The following is a 16,154-nucleotide window of genomic DNA, read 5'->3' on the forward strand; positions in this document are numbered from 1 at the left end:
CTACAGCACGGCTTTTTCGTCTCCCTGTACGGCTGGCGCCTGCGATTGTTCAAGTTCGTTTTCTTCTTTCAGCTTTTGCGAATCCCACATTCTGAAGAACGGATAGTACACGATAAAGGCTGTGATGATGTTAATCGCCTGCATGACAGCCCCTGATATTTTTCCGCCCGTGGCAAGATAGCCGGAGAAAATCGGCGGCATCGTCCATGGGACGGCAATGCCGGCAGGTTTGGCGACGAGGCCAGTGCTCATGCCGATATAGGTAAGGACCAGTGTGACAAGCGGTGTGATAATGAACGGAATGAGAAGCATCGGGTTCATGACGATCGGCATTCCGAAAATAATCGGCTCATTAATATTAAAGACGGCCGGCCCGATGGCGAGTTTCCCAAGCTGCTTCATCTGCTTGCTTCGCGAACGGAGAAACATGGTGACCACGAGCGCCAGTGTCGCGCCGCTTCCGCCGATGTTGATCCAGATTTCAAAAAACTGCTGGGTGAAAATATTCGGAAGCGCATCGCCCGCCTGAAACGCAATCCGGTTGGCATCCATCGCTCCGAACCAGATCGGCGCCATGACGCCGCCGACTATGTTCGCCCCGTGTAATCCGCACGCCCACAAGAGCATTTGAACCGCTTCGGCTATCAGGCTTCCGCCGAGACTTCCCCCAAGAATCGAGAGCGGTGTCCCCAGTACAACGCTTACAATGTTATGAAGGCTTTCAAACGGTGTCGCTTCGACAATTAAACGCGCGCCCCAGATCAGAAAGATGACGGCAAAACCGGGAATTAAAGCGATAAACGATTTGCTGACCGCAGGAGGCACGCCGTCCGGCATTTTGAAGACGAAATTCCGCTGGATGATCAGGCGGTAAATTTCCGTCGACAGCATGGCGATGATCATCGCGACAAACAGCCCTTTGCTTCCCATGAGAGACAGCGGGATGCCGCCGCCGACCATGATTTCCTCTTTGGCGCCGGAAGGCAGAAACGGAACTTTGTACGGCGTTGCCAAGAGAAACGCCGCCAAAGATATCGCACCGGCCGATAATGCATCCACCCCGTATTTTTCGGCCAGGCGGTAGGCGATTCCGAAAGCGGCGACAAGACCCATGATTTCAAAGGTCGCATCAACCGGATATTGCAGTTTTTGAGACCAGGCGCTTCCGAACGTCTTTGCCATGAAATCCGCATATCCCGGAATCGGCAGGTTGCCGATGATCAGAAAAAATGAACCGATGATAATAAGCGGCATGGTGAGGATGATCCCGTCACGCAATGCTTGCAGATGCCGCTGGGAGGCAATTTTTCCAGCAATGGGCATGACTTTCTCTTCTAAAAACTGGTTCACCTTATTCACACGGCCCGCCCCTTTCTACGATGCGTTTCCGAGCTGTTCCGCTGATTTCAGAACCTCCGCTCCGTTGCATGTGCCGTAATGGACGGTATTGATGACTTCAACCGGCACTCCTTTTGATTCACCCAATTTTTTCAGCTGCGGAAGCAAATAACGGACTTGAGGCCCAAGCAGCAATACGTCCGCTTTATCAATATGCTGGTTGACTGAATCGCCTGACACCGCCCAGATTTTATATTCTTTTCCTTGTTCCTGCGCGCTTTTTTCCATCTTGGTGACGAGTAAGCTTGTTGACATCCCTGCTGCACAAACGAGTAATATATTCATGTAAAAGACCTCCTGAAAGTTTGATATTTTGTATGTCTCGATGTTAGTACCATCATATTATGAAATCGCTTTCATAACTACTCAGGCTTTTTCCGCTGTTAACGGAAAAAAGGTGTATCCCGGTCTTTCTCTGATCGTTTGTCTCTGAATACTCGTAAAACCTCCTGATAGGCTGTGCATTTTAAGAGACGGCTTACCGCGGCCGGATCATCTAACATCCCGCCGAGCCATTTGTACATATGCTGGAGGTCGGCTTTGCTTTCTTTCTCGACGCAGAGCAGGCAGACAAATTGGACACGCTTATCCGCCCAGTCAATCGGCTTCTTCAGCGTGCATACCGCCCAAAACGTCGTGTCTGTCTGCGGAACGAGCGGGTGCGGAATCGCCGTAAGATTGCCGAAACTCGTAGGAGAAATCGCTTCCCTTTCAAAAATAGAATCGGTCAGAGAATCAGAAGCGAGGCCGGCTTCAGCAACCTGCTGTCCGAGAAAACGGATGACGTCCTCCTTCGTCTCCAGATCCTGCTGCAAAAATACCAGCTCCGGTTTCAGAAAGTTCAATTGTTCCCGCTTTTCTTCCAGCATGGCGTCGATTTTTGTAAAATCCCCGCCGCCCAACAGCGTATGAACCTTCAACACGGGAACGGGCAGATCTTTTTTGATCGGCACTGTGCTGACCACAAAATCAATCGACTCAAAGGAAAGCTGGTCAAGGCTGCAGTAATCAGCAGTTCCGACGATTTCAAGACGCTTTGCGAACCGGGAACGGAGCTTTTCTCTTAAAAGCTGCGCGCTGCCGGCGCCGGACGCACAGACAATCAAGCAGCGCTTAGGCGGCCGTTCCGTCTTTCTCCTTTCAATGGCGGCTCCGAAATGAAGCGCCAAATATCCGATCTCATTCTCATGAATATCAATGCCGGTTTGCTCCTTGATCACGATTCCCGCAATCACTCCCGCTTCAAATGCGAGCGGATAATTTTCCTTTATGGCGGAGAGCATCGGGTTTCTCAGGTTCATTCCGTACCGGTTTCGGTTAATCGCCGGCTTGATGTGGAGCGCAAGACCCGCTTTCAGCTCATTGTCGTCCGTGATTCCGAGCTTAAGCTCCCGCTCAATGGCTTCAATCATGGCCTCCGTCAAACGGCTGGTTTCCCCGTCTATCAGCCTTGTAAGCTCTTTTCCTTCCAGTTGTGACTGGGTCATGCGCTTTGTCCCGAGCAGGTGAATGGCGATATAGGCGGTTTCCTGTTCGGGAAAGGTGACCGAAAGCGCCGATTCAAGCTCTTTTACGATGGCTTCCGCTGACTGATATTCTGTTTCAAGCTTAATATCATGAAGATCTTCCGGAATGAGAGATACATAGTTTTCTGTCCGGATTCGTTTGCAGGCAATGGCGATATGGATGATGAGATTGTTCAGGCCGAAGAAAGAAAGCGGGATCTTATGGTTTCGAACCTGCTTCATAATGGCTGTGCGGATCACATGAATGTCGTCTTTCGGCAGAATACCGGCCTTTTCACTCAGGAGATCAGGCTCAGGCTCGCGGTCGTCCACTAAGTATTCCGCCATACAATAACGGAGGCGGAGCTCTTCGCCGCGCAGCTTAAAGCCGTAGTTCGGCCTTGTTTCCAAAATGATGTCATAGGGGCGGAGCCGTTTTTTGACTTCTTTTAAATCAGATTGAAGTGTGGATTTACTGATGAATAGTTCTTCCGCCAAGTCATCCAGCTTGAGGTAGCCGTCGGCCAGAAGCATTCTTTTCATAAGGTAATCTATCCGTTCATCGGGAAAAATCGGCACGGTGCTGTTCTGCTGGAAATTGTCCTGAAGCCAGTTTTTAAACGGCTGCTCATTCCGGATCAGCAGCTTATAGCCGCTCCCTCTGACAGATTGAATGGATGCGCCGTGTTTTTCTACAATGGTTTGCAGTTCCTTTATGTCATTGCGGACCGTCCGCGTCGTTACCTTTACATTTGCAGCGATGACTGAGCTTGTAACCGGTGTTTCAGCAGCTAAAAGCAAGCGCAGAAGTTCACGAAGCCGCCCATGAAGCATGAGAAAAACCTCCTATCAGATCAGATGCAGACGTGAAAAATGGGCAAATAGAATGAGGAAGGGGTAAATGTATGTAAATTCTATAATGGGGAGGATTTCAAGTCAATGCGGCAATCCGATGCCAAGCCCGTAAAAAAACAGCCGGATCAGCCGGCTGTTCGGGATGCGGACATGCGGTTCCGCTTAGATGCCTTCCGTTCTTTTATGATTTTTCTGATGATCGGATAGATGACGGGCGCCCATTTGATAATCGTTTTGAAAAATTTTTTCAATGTCTGAATCCCCTTTCTTTTACCTTGTCTTTCCCCTGTTATCAGCGTTTATAAACATGGTCAGCGTGAGACATACCGGTTCCCCGTCACCCAATAGCGCCACGGATAATCCCGGGCTTCTCCGCTGTTGTCAATCCCGATTCTCGGGCCTGTTGATATATGCTCAGGCGTAAAGCCCTCCGTAATATACAGCGGCGGTTCCGTGATCATGCCGCCGTAGTCGTTCATTGAAATGCCCATCGCCTTCGTCAGTTTTCCCGGACCGTTTGTCCACTCTCTCGGGGGTCTGCCCGGTCTCCTGCTCTCCATCAGGAACTGTCCTTCATGAGGCTCCGCCGCCCTGATTAACACGGCCTGCGGAATGCCGATGTCCGCGGCGACGACGTTCATTAATGTATGAGTGTGCATGACGTATGTATAAATGCGGCCCGCCTCATGGAACATAATTTCCGTCCGTTTCGTGCGCCGGTTGCCGAAGCTGTGCGCCGCCCGGTCTTCCGCTCCCATATAAGCTTCCGTTTCCACGATAAAACCTGAAGCCGTTCCCTCATCCGTCTCCTTCACCAAGAGACAGCCGAGCAATAAAGGGGCAAGCTCCACTGACGGTCTCTGGTAAAATTCAATCGGCAAAGGCTTTCGTTCTCCCGCCATTTGCCTCCCTCCTTTCTGAATATAGCGATTTCCTCTTTCACGTTTTTCACTTCTTTTTTACAATATAAACATGAGAGAAAAAAAGGACATTATTGTTGAACGCTCTATTGCGTTTTGAAAATCGGCTCGGTATAATATGATGGTTCAAATGAAAATGATTCTCATGTTCAATAAATACCGGACAATGATCATAAAAGTAGGTGAATTGATTTTTGAGCGATTCTGTCAGGTCCGCAAACCGTCTGATCAGCATCTTAAAAAACGGGGTTTTCTTCCTGATCGCTGTGATCGGGCTGCTTGTATCTATTTTTTTCGCCGTCTCATTCGGTGCGAAAGACATTACTTTACATACGGTTTGGTCGGCTGTTGCTGATTACAATCCGAATATAACGGGCCAGCAGATCATTCATGAATTGCGTCTTCCGAGGGTGCTCGGGGCGGCCGTTACAGGAGCCGCTTTTGCCGCAGCCGGCGCCCTCATGCAGGGTGTCACGAGAAACCCGCTTGCCGATTCGGGTGTCTTAGGCGTAAACGCGGGCGCCATGTTTGTTGTTGCGCTCAGTTTTGCTTTTTTCCCTCATTTATCATACGCCCTGCTGATGGTGATGTCATTTTTGGGAGCACTGGCAAGCACCGGCTTGATTTTCTTTATCAGTGCGGCGGGAAAAGGCAGCATGACACCTTTAAAAGTAACGCTTGCCGGGGCGGTCGTAGCCGCTCTTTTACATTCACTCAGTACCGGTGTGGCGATTTATTACGATTTAAGCCAGGATTTGGCCTTCTGGTACGCCGGCGGGGTGTCAGGGATCAAGTGGGCTCATTTACAAGTCCTTGTTCCCGTGATTGCGGTCTTCATCATTCTCGCGACATTCATGGGCCGGTCCGTCACCCTTCTCTCAATGGGAAATGACGTGGCGGCGAATTTAGGGGTGAACACGGCGCTGACGCGTGCCGCCGGATTAATGATCGCCGTCGTTCTTGCCGGTGTGTCTGTTTCCGCTGCCGGCGCGATCGGCTTCGTCGGGCTGGTCATTCCCCATATCGCGCGAAAGATCGTCGGCGTTACGTACAGGCTGATTATTCCGATGTCCGCGTTACTCGGCGCGATTCTATTGATTTTGGCTGACCTGGCCTCGCGCACGGTCAGTCCCCCGAGGGAATTGGCGATAGGCATTATGGTCGCACTTGTCGGTGTCCCTTTCTTTCTTTATATTGCCCGCAAGGAAGGGAGAGACTTATAAATGAAAGTGCAGAAAGAAACAAAAAAAGCGGCGGCGGCAGGACTCATTCTGCTGGTCATCGCCGTTTGCATTATTCTGATCGGGCTGCATACGGGCTCATTCCGGCTTTCTCCTCTCACGGTGGGAAAAACGCTGTTCGGATACGGCACGTTTCAAAGCACAACCGTTTTATTCGATTACCGGCTTCCCCGGATTCTGGTGACGATGCTGGCCGGCATCGGTTTAGGAGTGTCGGGCGCTATTTTGCAGGGTGTATCCCGAAATCCGCTTGCCGATCCGGGCATTCTCGGACTGCATGCCGGCGCTTCCTTCGGTTTGATGATGTATATCACGTTCTTTCATTCCCTGGAGGCGCAGGCATCGATGTTCATCCCGCTGTTTACGTTTGCGGGCGGAACACTCGCCGCCCTGCTGATCGTAGTGCTTACGTACGACAGGCTGAACGGTTTTTTAACGATCCGCATGCTGTTAGTCGGGATCGCCGTTTCCGCGGGCTTCAGCGCCGTTACATTGTTTATGTCGCTGCGACTGAATGAAGAAACTTATACATTCGCTTCCCGCTGGCTGGTGGGAAACGTCTGGGGCAGGGATTGGATTCACGTGTGGTCGCTATTGCCCTGGATCGGCATTCTCGCACCGCTTGCATGGCTTAACGCCCGCTCTTTGAATATTTTAATGCTCGGTGACCAGGCAGCCGCGGGGCTCGGCGCACACGTGCAGAGAAAAAGGATCATGCTGATCGCCATAGCGGTCGGCTTGTCCTGCGCGAGCGTCGCGATGGCCGGCGGAATCGGCTTTATCGGCTTTGCCGCCCCTCACTTGGCAAGACGGCTCGTCGGCACCATGCATCAGCATATTATTCCGATTGCGGGATTAATCGGACTTGTCATTCTTGTCGCGGCAGACACCATCGGCCGGTCTTTGTTTCAGCCGAACGCCATTCCGGCCGGCGTGGTTGCGGCAGCCATCGGCGCGCCGTATTTTCTCTATCTCGTCATGAAAATCAAATCATAAAACAAGGAGTATTCCCATGAAAAAAATAATTGCGCTCATCAGTTTCATGTGTATTTTCTTATTGGCTGCCTGCCAATCCGATTCAACACAGCCGGAGTCAAAAAAGAAATCCGGCGATCATAAAATCGCTTCGATGTCCATTCACCTGACAAATGATCTGCTGGCTCTCGGCGTTACACCTGCCGGTTCCGTCGTGGGCGGAGAATTAAAAGATTTTCTCCCTCATGTGAAAAATCAGCTGAAAGACACGAAAAAACTCGGACCTGCCTCAGACCCGGATATGGAAGCCTTACTTGAGCTGAATCCAGACAACATTTATCTTGATAAAGAATTTGCGGGAAAAGATGTGTCAAAATACAAGAAAATCGGAAACACACACGTTTTCGACCTTGATAAAGGCACTTGGCGCGATCATCTAAAAGATATCGGAAAAATCGTCAACCGTGAAAAAGAAGCGAAAACATTTATTCAAGATTACGAAGATGAAACAAAACAAGTCAGATCCATGATGAATAAGGAATTAGGGAAAAACGCCAAAGTCATGGCGATCCGCGTGAACGCAAAAGAGCTTCGCGTCTTCAGCACACGCCGTCCGATGGGACCGATTCTGTTTGACGATCTGAAGCTGAAACCGGCTGACGGCATTAAAGAAATGAACACCTCCCGCCCTTATGAAGTCATTTCTCAAGAAGTTCTGCCTGATTACAACGCAGATGCGATTTTCGTCGTCGTTAACAGAGACGACAAATCACAGCAAGCCTATAAAGAATTGCAAAAAAGCGCTGTATGGAAAGGGCTGAAGGCCGTGAAAGCAAACCACGTCTATAAAATTGCCGATCAGCCTTGGCTTGATTATTCAGCACTGGGAAATAAATTAGCAATGGATGAAGCGAAAAAACTGTTCCAAAAATAAACATGAGCCGGTTTTGCAAAAAGTGCAAGGCCGGCTTTTTTATATTGTCGTTTACTTATATAAACATCTGCTTATATAATAGTATAAAAAAGGAGTGAGCGCATGGAACGGAGGCATCATGCTTTAAGTTCCGAAGGGATCAGCCAGTGCCTCAAACTTCTAAGCGACCCGACGAGGCTTTTGATGCTGAAGCTTCTGAAGGATAAGGAATATTGTGTCTGCGAGCTGACGGCTATTTTTGATATAAGTCAGCCCGGCATCAGCCAGCACTTGCGGAAATTAAAGAACGCCGGCCTTGTGCGGGAAAGACGCGAGGGTCAGTGGCGGTACTATGCCATTCATCCGTCCGGTCCGGAATACGCGCTGGTTTGCTCGATTCTGCAGCAGATAGATGAAAAGGACGAAGTTTTACAGACATTGCGGCAAAAAGAAGTCACTGTTACATGCCGGTAAGGGGGATATATTCTTGGGAGTTGCGGTTTTATCAGCGCTGATTTTTGTGCTGACACTTGTGTTTGTCATATGGCAGCCGAAACATGTATCAATCGGCTGGTCTGCCTGCGGCGGAGCGGTCCTCGCTTTGATCGCCGGAGCAGTCAGCCTGCACGATATCGCGGAAGTGACGGGAATCGTCTGGAATGCGACACTTGCCTTTATCGCCATTATTATCATTTCATTGATTCTTGACAGTATCGGTTTTTTTGAGTGGGCCGCGCTGCATATGGCCATGGCGGCCAAAGGCAGCGGGCTGCGGATGTTTCTCTATGTGTCGGTCTTAGGGGCTGTTGTCTCCGCCCTATTTGCCAATGACGGAGCGGCGCTCATTTTGACCCCGATCGTACTGGCGATGGTGCGGGCTTTGAATTTACCTGAAAAGCTGGTTTTTCCTTTTATTATCGCCGGAGGATTCATCGCCGACACCACCTCGCTTCCGCTCGTTGTAAGCAATTTGGTCAATATTGTATCCGCCGATTACTTTCATATCGGATACATTGAATATGCATCACGCATGCTGGTGCCCAACCTTTTTTCTCTGGCGGCAAGCATTTTGGTGCTGTATCTCTATTTCAGAAAAAACATTCCGAAACGGTATGACACCGGTCTTGTGAAACATCCGGCATCCGCGATTAAGGATGAACGCCTTTTCCGGTTATCGTGGGCTGTGCTGGCCGTTTTATTGATCGGATATTTCGTCAGCGAACTGCTGTCGATACCCGTTTCCTTCGTTGCCGGCTCCATCGCGGTCATTTTTCTCATTCTGGCGCAGCGAAGCCCCGCCGTCCCTGCGAAACAAGTCATCAAGGACGCCCCGTGGGCCATCGTGTTTTTTTCTGTCGGCATGTATGTTGTCGTGTACGGCTTGCGGAATGCCGGACTGACGGATCTTCTTTCTCAGCTTATACAGAAAGCGGCGGATCACGGTTTGTTTGCGGGCACACTCGGAATGGGGTTTATCGCGGCGATCCTCTCCTCCGTTATGAATAACCTGCCGACGGTGATGATTGACGCCATAGCCATCAGCGGAACGGAAACTCACGGGCTGATGAGAGAAGCATTGATTTACGCGAATGTTATCGGTTCGGACCTCGGGCCGAAAATCACGCCGATCGGATCGCTGGCGACGTTGTTATGGCTCCACGTGCTAAGCCGGAAAAACGTGAAAATTTCCTGGGGAATGTATTTCAAGACAGGTCTGATATTAACCATTCCGACGTTATTCATCACCCTGATCGGACTTTATTTATGGCTGTTATGGCTCGCTTGAGATGAAAAACCTTTTAAGTTGAATCTTAAAAGGTTTTTTTGTGTCAAAAATCCGAAAAGTAAAACTTTATATTTTAAAAGTATAGACATTTAATTTCAAAAGATTATAATATTCATGAAAACGTTTTAACTTTATGAAAGAAGGGATTCCTCATGAAAAGAATTTTATTAGCCTGCAGCTCAGGCATGTCCACCAGCCTTCTTGTTACGAAAATGCAGAATTACGCCCGCTCCATCGGTGAGGAAGCCGAGATTTGGGCAGTCGGACAGGATAAAGCAAAAGAAGCGATGAAAGACGCAGACGTCGTACTGATCGGCCCGCAGATGAGTTTTTTAAAAGGTGAGCTTCAAAAAGATGCGGACCCGCTTCACATCACCGTTGATGTGATTGACATGATGGCTTACGGCATGGGAGACGGCAAAAAAGCATACGAACAGGCCGTTGCCTTGATAGAGAACAAATAAAGGAGGCGATAAGCATGGAAACGTACACGGATGAACAGATCAGTTTTCAGCTGATTCTTCACAGCGGCAATGCCCGCAGCAATATTATTCAATCGATACGCGCATATAAAGACGGCCGGACAGATGAGTCAGACACCTTTCTGACAAAGGCTGAAGAAGAACTGGGGAAAGCGCACGACATCCATTTTCAGATGATTCAAAAAGAAGCCGGCGGCGCCAAGACGGATGTCTCTCTGCTTTTTATGCATGCTGAAGATCACTTAATGTCAGCGCTTTCAATGAAAGAGCTCGTCAAAGAAATGCTCGACTTATTTCAATCAAAGAATTTATAAAAAGCCGGGGGTGAAGACGTGTTTGAGAAAATCAGCCAATTCCTTGTTCCGATCGCGGGAAAATTAAACAATAACCGCTACTTGCAAGTCTTACGGGATGCTTTTATGCTGGCGTTTCCGCTGACCATTTTCGGTTCGGTGTTCGTCGTGCTGACGAACCTGCCGTTTTTAAACAAAATCATGAGCAGCTCCGCCCTGTCTGTCTTTCAATCCGGATTTGGCGGCGCTTCGACGGCGACGATGGGGATTATGTCCATTTTTGTCGTCTTCGGGATCGGCTATTACCTTTCCAAAAGCTACGAAGTGGAGGCCGTATTCGGCGGAGCGATCGCATTGGTTTCTTTTCTGCTGCTCACCCCGTTCGTTTTAGAGCCGGAAACGGGCAAAGCGGTCGCAGGCGTCATTCCGGTTGACCGGCTTGGAGCAAAAGGGATGTTTCTCGGCATGATGACCGCGTTTTTGTCAGGTGAAATCTACAGAAGAATCGTTCAGAGAAACTTAACGATTAAGATGCCTGCCGGTGTTCCTCCGGCTGTTGCTAAATCGTTCGCCGCATTGATTCCGGCTTTTATCACGCTTACCGTCTTCCTCTTGATCAATGCGGCTGTCACCCAGATCTTTCACACCAATCTGCATGATGTCATTTATCATACGGTTCAAGCACCGCTTGTCGGACTTGGAAGCGGCATCATTCCTACATTAATCGCTGTTTTCTTTATTCAGATTTTATGGTTTTTCGGACTTCACGGACAAATCATTATCAATTCCGTGATGGACCCGATTTGGAATACATTACAGGTCGAAAATTTGGCAGCGTATACAGCGGGGAAAGAGATTCCCCATATTATTTCTAAGCCGTTTATGGAGATTTACACCGTCGGAATGGGCGGAACCGGAATGACATTGGCCATAGTGATCGCCATCTTGCTTTTTATGAAAAGCAAACAGATGAAACAGATATCCAAACTCGGTCTCGCGCCAGGCATTTTCAACGTCAATGAGCCGGTTATTTTCGGTTTGCCGATCGTGATGAACCCGATCATTATCATTCCGTGGGTGATCGCGCCGATGGTTGTCACCCTTGTCACCTACCTGGCCATGTCGGCGGGGATCGTGCCCCCTCCTACCGGCGTGACCGTGCCTTGGACCGTCCCCCTTTTCATTAACGGGATTATGGCGACCAATTCCGTCATGGGCGGCATTATGCAGCTGGTCAACCTCTGTATTGTGTTTGTCATCTGGTTCCCGTTTCTTAAAGCGCTGGACAAATTAAACATGGCAAAGGAAAAAGAAGCTGAGACCGAGCAGCATGCCCGGGATGACAGCATGAGTATGTAATCAAAATCGCAGTAAGGGAGAGAAATCAATTGACTGAATCAAATATTCAATATCGTTTTCCGGAAGGATTCTGGTGGGGTTCTTCCGCATCCGCCACCCAAACAGAAGGCGCCGCTGACAGAGACGGAAAAAGCCAAAACATATGGGATTACTGGTATGAAAAAGAGCCGAGCCGTTTTTTTAACGGCGTCGGCCCCGGCGACACGTCACGTTTTTACGATCAATACAAGGAGGATATCCGGCTGATGAAAGAAATCGGCCATAACTCCTTCCGGCTGTCTATTTCCTGGTCAAGATTGATTCCGGACGGAACCGGCGAGGTCAATCAGAAAGCGGTCGCGTTTTATCAGGACGTCATCGATGAAATGCTTGCCCATCATATTGAGCCGTTTGTCAATTTGTTTCACTTTGACATGCCGCTCGCCCTTCAGCGTAAGGGGGGCTGGGTCAGCCGGAACACCGTTGACGCGTTTGAACATTACGCCAAAACCTGCTTTTCGCTATTCGGTGACAAGGTGAAAAAATGGTTCACTCACAACGAGCCGATTGTGCCGATTGAAGGCGGCTACTTATATGATTTTCATTACCCGAATCACGTTAATTTTCAAGAAGCGGTGCAGGCCGGTTTCCATACCCTGCTGTCGAATGCAAGGGCTGTCAAAGCCTACAGAGAATTGAAACAGGACGGACAAATCGGAATCATTCTGAATCTGACGCCTTCTTATCCGAGAAGCTCACATCCAGAAGATGTCAAAGCGTCCCGGATTGCCGACGCCTTTTTCAACCGCTCATTTTTAGATCCCGCCGTAAAGGGCGAATTTCCTGAGGAGCTTGTCGAGATTCTCAAGGCGGAAGGCTTTCTGCCGCATTATGAGAAAGAAGATCTCCGCCTCATTCAGGAGCATACGGTCGACCTGTTAGGCGTGAACTACTATCAGCCGAGGCGCGTCAAGGCAAAAGAATATGTTCCGAATCCGCATGCCCCTTTCCTGCCTGAGCGTTTCTTCGATCCGTATGTCATGCCCGGCCGGAAAATGAACCCTCACCGCGGGTGGGAAATTTACGAAAAAGGAATCTACGACATTCTTACCAATCTCAGAGAACATTACGGAAATATCGAGTGTTTTATTTCTGAGAACGGCATGGGAGTTGAAGGCGAGGAACGCTTCCGCGATGAAAACGGCATCATTCAGGATGATTACAGGATTGAATTTATCCAGGAACATCTCAAATGGGTGCATCGGGCCATCGGAGAAGGTTCAAATGTAAAAGGCTATCACCTGTGGACTTTCATGGACAACTGGTCTTGGACAAATGCTTATAAAAACCGCTACGGCTTTGTATCTGTCAATCTGGAAAACGGGGGCGAACGGACCGTCAAAAAAAGCGGCCGCTGGTTCAAATCCGTTTCCGATCAAAACGGATTTTAACAGATGAGGAGGGACGGCCATGCTTGGAGGTATTGAAGCCGGCGGCACGAAATTTGTCTGTGCCGCCGGACAAAGAGACGGCACCATTCTGGACAGAGCAGAGTTTCCGACGGGAGAACCGGATGACACACTCAGACAGGTCATCCGTTACTTTACAGATTTCCCGATAGACGCCATCGGCATCGGTTCGTTCGGGCCGATTGATATCCGTCCTGACAGTCAAACATACGGGTGCATCACCGCGACGCCGAAGACAGCCTGGCGGAACTGCCCTATTCTTCAAACGATCAAAAGCGCTCTGGATATTCCCGCAGGCTTCACCACCGACGTGAATGCGGCGGCGCTCGGAGAAGCTTCTTTCGGCGCGGCCAAAAACGCGGACAGCTGCCTGTATTTGACGGTCGGCACAGGCATCGGCGCGGGCGCCATCATGAACGGCAGATTTGTTCAAGGGCTGTCTCATCCTGAAATGGGCCACATTTATGTCAGAAGACATCCGGACGACGGCTACAAAGGCAATTGCCCATACCATACAGATTGTCTGGAAGGCCTCGCGGCAGGCCCCGCCATTGAGAAACGCTGGGGGAAAAAAGCATTTTTGCTCACGGATCAGCAGGAAGTGTGGGAGCTTGAGGGCTATTATATTGCCGAAGCGCTTGTGCAGTATATTCTCATACTTTCGCCGGAAAAGATCATTCTCGGCGGAGGCGTCATGAAGCAGCGGCAGCTGTTCTCTTCTATCCGTCAGCACGTGAAAAAGCGGCTGAATCAATATATTGATCTGCCTGATATTGAAAAATACATCGTTCCCCCTCAATTAGGGATTCACTCCGGCGCGGCCGGTTCGCTCGTATTGGCGGAGCGCGCATTAAAGGCGGCAAACCGGGAGGCGGAAAAATGACGAAACTCTTATTTTTGGAACCGGTTTTTAAAGAAAGATTATGGGGCGGGACGAAGCTGCGCGATACATTCGGGTATGAGATTCCTTCTGAGCGGACGGGCGAGTGCTGGGCGATTTCAGCTCATCCTCACGGCACATCCATCGTGCGGAACGGGCCTTTTTCCGGAACATCATTACACCGTCTCTGGAATGAACACCCTGACCTGTTCGGACATCCGAAAGAAGACGCCTTTCCCCTGCTTACAAAAATTCTTGACGCAAATATGGACTTATCCGTACAGGTGCATCCGGATGACGCATATGCACATCGGCATGAAAACGGAGAACTCGGAAAAACGGAATGCTGGTACGTGTTGGACTGCAAAAAAGACGCGGAGCTCATTTTAGGACACCGCGCCCAAACGAGAGAAGACTTCGTTCGGCTCATTGAACGAAACGAGTGGGATCACCTGCTCCGCCGCATCCCCATTAAGCCCGGCGACTTTTTCTATGTCCCGAGCGGCACACTGCACGCTTTATGTGAAGGTACGCTCGTTCTTGAAATCCAGCAAAGCTCTGATGCCACCTACCGGCTTTACGACTATGACCGGACGGATGGGAACGGGAATAAACGCGAGCTTCATCTTCAGAAAGCAATTGACGTAACAGACATTCCCCATACCGATGAAAATGTAAAAAGCACAAAGCATCGGATTGGAGATGCTCTGATTACGATACTCGCCGAAACACCTTTCTTTTCAGTTTATCAATGGGATGTGAGCGGGAAAGCATCATTCCCCGCACCCGGCCGGTATTTACTCGCAAGCGTCATGAAAGGACGCGGAGAACTGGATGGATGCCCCATTCACAAAGGCGATCACTTTATCGTGCCGGCGGATTCCGGAGATTTTGTTATAGAAGGAGATTGTGAGGTTATCGTTTCACATCCTTCATCATCCTAAAAATCAGGAGGTCTTTTATATGCTCAAAAGGTTAGCAGTCTGCCTGTCTATCGTTTTATTACTCTTAGGAGCCGCCAGTCCGATATCGGCTCACACCGTTTATCCCGTCAACCCAAATGCCCAGCAGACGACAAAAGATATCATGAACTGGCTGGCGCACCTGCCCAACCGTTCAGAAAACAGGGTCATGTCCGGGGCGTTCGGCGGGTATAGCGATGTCACTTTTTCAATGACAGAGGAAAACCGCTTGAAAAACGCGACGGGACAGTCTCCCGCCATCTACGGCTGTGACTATGGGAGAGGATGGCTTGAAACAGCGGATATCACCGATTCTATCGATTACAGCTGCAACAGCAGCTTAATCTCATACTGGAAAAGCGGCGGCCTCCCTCAGGTCAGCCTGCATCTCGCAAATCCGGCTTTTCCATCCGGAAACTATAAAACGGCCATCTCAAACAGCCAGTACAAAAACATCCTGGACCCTTCAACTGTTGAAGGAAAACGGCTTGAGGCGCTGCTCAGCAAAATCGCCGACGGCCTTACTCAGCTGAAAAATCAAGGCGTCACCGTTCTGTTCAGGCCGCTGCATGAAATGAACGGCGAGTGGTTCTGGTGGGGGCTGACAGGCTACAACCAAAAAGACAATGAGAGAATCTCGCTGTACAAAGAGCTTTACAAGAAGATATACCGCTATATGACAGAGACAAGAGGATTGGATAACCTTTTGTGGGTGTATTCGCCGGATGCCAACAGAGACTTTAAAACAGACTTTTACCCAGGCTCATCTTATGTGGATATTACCGGTCTGGACGCTTACTTCACTGATCCGTATGCGATATCAGGCTATGATGAAATGCTGTCTCTGAAAAAACCGTTTGCCTTTGCCGAAACCGGTCCGTCCGGTAATATCGGAAGCTTTGATTATGCTGCTTTTATCAATGCGATCAGGCAAAAGTATCCCGAGACAACGTACTTTTTGACATGGGATGAACAATTAAGTCCGGCGGCCAATCAAGGCGCGCAAAGCCTTTATCAAAACAGCTGGACGCTGAACAAAGGCGAAATATGGAACGACGGGTCCTTGACGCCGATCGCGGAATAACTGCTTCTTTTGAAAATCGGTTTTAAGAAACGGCTCTGCTGGGCATATTGTTA

17 protein-coding genes are annotated in these 16,154 nt (G+C 49.5%); 12 read left to right on the forward strand and 5 right to left on the reverse strand.

Annotated features, from left to right (window positions below; translation table 11 throughout):
* The 5 genes from celB (NYE36_RS19590) to NYE36_RS19610 all read right to left on the reverse strand — a co-directional run bounded on the left by celB (NYE36_RS19590) (position 1) and on the right by NYE36_RS19610 (position 4,660).
* Positions 1–1,359 (reverse strand): PTS cellobiose transporter subunit IIC, encoded by a 1,359-nt coding sequence (gene celB / locus NYE36_RS19590; protein WP_015240833.1) that lies wholly within the window; start codon positions 1,357–1,359, stop codon positions 1–3.
* Between the two features lie 15 nt (positions 1,360–1,374).
* The gene (gene licB / locus NYE36_RS19595; protein WP_003150863.1) at positions 1,375–1,683 is read right to left on the reverse strand and encodes a PTS lichenan transporter subunit IIB; all 309 of its coding nucleotides are present in this window, start codon (positions 1,681–1,683) and stop codon (positions 1,375–1,377) included.
* Positions 1,684–1,781: 98 nt separating this feature from the next.
* The gene (gene licR / locus NYE36_RS19600; RefSeq protein WP_053573932.1) at positions 1,782–3,737 is read right to left on the reverse strand and encodes a transcriptional regulator LicR; all 1,956 of its coding nucleotides are present in this window, start codon (positions 3,735–3,737) and stop codon (positions 1,782–1,784) included.
* 146 nt (positions 3,738–3,883) lie between these two features.
* The gene (locus NYE36_RS19605) at positions 3,884–4,009 is read right to left on the reverse strand and encodes a hypothetical protein (RefSeq protein ID WP_003150859.1); all 126 of its coding nucleotides are present in this window, start codon (positions 4,007–4,009) and stop codon (positions 3,884–3,886) included.
* A gap of 60 nt (positions 4,010–4,069) precedes the next feature.
* Complete coding sequence (locus NYE36_RS19610) at positions 4,070–4,660, reverse strand: DNA-3-methyladenine glycosylase (protein WP_007407743.1); 591 nt, start codon at positions 4,658–4,660, stop codon at positions 4,070–4,072.
* A gap of 242 nt (positions 4,661–4,902) precedes the next feature.
* Between NYE36_RS19610 and NYE36_RS19615 the strand changes: the two genes are divergently transcribed.
* The 12 genes from NYE36_RS19615 to NYE36_RS19670 all read left to right on the forward strand — a co-directional run bounded on the left by NYE36_RS19615 (position 4,903) and on the right by NYE36_RS19670 (position 16,101).
* Entirely contained in the window at positions 4,903–5,901 is a 999-nt protein-coding gene (locus NYE36_RS19615) for an iron ABC transporter permease (RefSeq protein ID WP_042635747.1), read from the forward strand.
* Positions 5,902–6,915: an iron ABC transporter permease gene (locus NYE36_RS19620; protein ID WP_007407745.1), complete on the forward strand. Its 1,014-nt coding sequence runs from the start codon at positions 5,902–5,904 to the stop codon at positions 6,913–6,915.
* A 16-nt stretch (positions 6,916–6,931) separates the two neighbouring features.
* Positions 6,932–7,828 (forward strand): ABC transporter substrate-binding protein, encoded by an 897-nt coding sequence (locus NYE36_RS19625; protein ID WP_007614657.1) that lies wholly within the window; start codon positions 6,932–6,934, stop codon positions 7,826–7,828.
* A 102-nt stretch (positions 7,829–7,930) separates the two neighbouring features.
* Positions 7,931–8,281: a metalloregulator ArsR/SmtB family transcription factor gene (locus NYE36_RS19630; RefSeq protein ID WP_059367547.1), complete on the forward strand. Its 351-nt coding sequence runs from the start codon at positions 7,931–7,933 to the stop codon at positions 8,279–8,281.
* Positions 8,282–8,294: 13 nt separating this feature from the next.
* Positions 8,295–9,593, forward strand: coding sequence for an arsenical efflux pump membrane protein ArsB (locus NYE36_RS19635; protein WP_061581630.1), 1,299 nt, complete (start codon positions 8,295–8,297; stop codon positions 9,591–9,593).
* A gap of 152 nt (positions 9,594–9,745) precedes the next feature.
* Entirely contained in the window at positions 9,746–10,057 is a 312-nt protein-coding gene (locus NYE36_RS19640; protein ID WP_020958028.1) for a PTS sugar transporter subunit IIB, read from the forward strand.
* Positions 10,058–10,071: 14 nt separating this feature from the next.
* Complete coding sequence (locus tag NYE36_RS19645) at positions 10,072–10,389, forward strand: PTS lactose/cellobiose transporter subunit IIA (RefSeq protein WP_007407750.1); 318 nt, start codon at positions 10,072–10,074, stop codon at positions 10,387–10,389.
* Between the two features lie 18 nt (positions 10,390–10,407).
* A complete protein-coding gene (gene celB / locus NYE36_RS19650) occupies positions 10,408–11,727 on the forward strand; it encodes a PTS cellobiose transporter subunit IIC (protein WP_012118772.1) in 1,320 nt (439 codons plus the stop codon).
* A gap of 29 nt (positions 11,728–11,756) precedes the next feature.
* Complete coding sequence (locus tag NYE36_RS19655) at positions 11,757–13,157, forward strand: glycoside hydrolase family 1 protein (protein ID WP_076424744.1); 1,401 nt, start codon at positions 11,757–11,759, stop codon at positions 13,155–13,157.
* A 19-nt stretch (positions 13,158–13,176) separates the two neighbouring features.
* Entirely contained in the window at positions 13,177–14,058 is an 882-nt protein-coding gene (locus NYE36_RS19660) for an ROK family protein (protein WP_094032014.1), read from the forward strand.
* Positions 14,055–14,999: a mannose-6-phosphate isomerase, class I gene (gene manA, locus NYE36_RS19665; RefSeq protein WP_094032015.1), complete on the forward strand. Its 945-nt coding sequence runs from the start codon at positions 14,055–14,057 to the stop codon at positions 14,997–14,999. The genes NYE36_RS19660 and manA overlap by 4 nt, the downstream gene beginning before the upstream one ends.
* Positions 15,000–15,018: 19 nt before the next feature.
* Entirely contained in the window at positions 15,019–16,101 is a 1,083-nt protein-coding gene (locus NYE36_RS19670) for a glycosyl hydrolase (RefSeq protein WP_076424746.1), read from the forward strand.
* Positions 16,102–16,154 lie beyond the last annotated feature (53 nt).

Origin of the sequence: Bacillus sp. FSL R5-0593, from assembly GCF_038603755.1 — a bacterium.
In the GTDB taxonomy this organism is placed as follows: domain Bacteria; phylum Bacillota; class Bacilli; order Bacillales; family Bacillaceae; genus Bacillus; species Bacillus velezensis.

What these genes read in the sequence shown, in the direction of transcription:
- licB (WP_003150863.1), bottom strand. Translation starts at nt 1,683, where the DNA reads ATGAATATATTACTCGTTTGTGCAGCAGGGATGTCAACAAGCTTACTC.
- licR (WP_053573932.1), bottom strand. Translation starts at nt 3,737, where the DNA reads ATGCTTCATGGGCGGCTTCGTGAACTTCTGCGCTTGCTTTTAGCTGCT.
- NYE36_RS19610 (WP_007407743.1), bottom strand. Translation starts at nt 4,660, where the DNA reads ATGGCGGGAGAACGAAAGCCTTTGCCGATTGAATTTTACCAGAGACCG.
- NYE36_RS19620 (WP_007407745.1), top strand. Translation starts at nt 5,902, where the DNA reads ATGAAAGTGCAGAAAGAAACAAAAAAAGCGGCGGCGGCAGGACTCATT.
- NYE36_RS19625 (WP_007614657.1), top strand. Translation starts at nt 6,932, where the DNA reads ATGAAAAAAATAATTGCGCTCATCAGTTTCATGTGTATTTTCTTATTG.
- NYE36_RS19630 (WP_059367547.1), top strand. Translation starts at nt 7,931, where the DNA reads ATGGAACGGAGGCATCATGCTTTAAGTTCCGAAGGGATCAGCCAGTGC.
- NYE36_RS19640 (WP_020958028.1), top strand. Translation starts at nt 9,746, where the DNA reads ATGAAAAGAATTTTATTAGCCTGCAGCTCAGGCATGTCCACCAGCCTT.
- NYE36_RS19645 (WP_007407750.1), top strand. Translation starts at nt 10,072, where the DNA reads ATGGAAACGTACACGGATGAACAGATCAGTTTTCAGCTGATTCTTCAC.
- NYE36_RS19660 (WP_094032014.1), top strand. Translation starts at nt 13,177, where the DNA reads ATGCTTGGAGGTATTGAAGCCGGCGGCACGAAATTTGTCTGTGCCGCC.
- manA (WP_094032015.1), top strand. Translation starts at nt 14,055, where the DNA reads ATGACGAAACTCTTATTTTTGGAACCGGTTTTTAAAGAAAGATTATGG.
- NYE36_RS19670 (WP_076424746.1), top strand. Translation starts at nt 15,019, where the DNA reads ATGCTCAAAAGGTTAGCAGTCTGCCTGTCTATCGTTTTATTACTCTTA.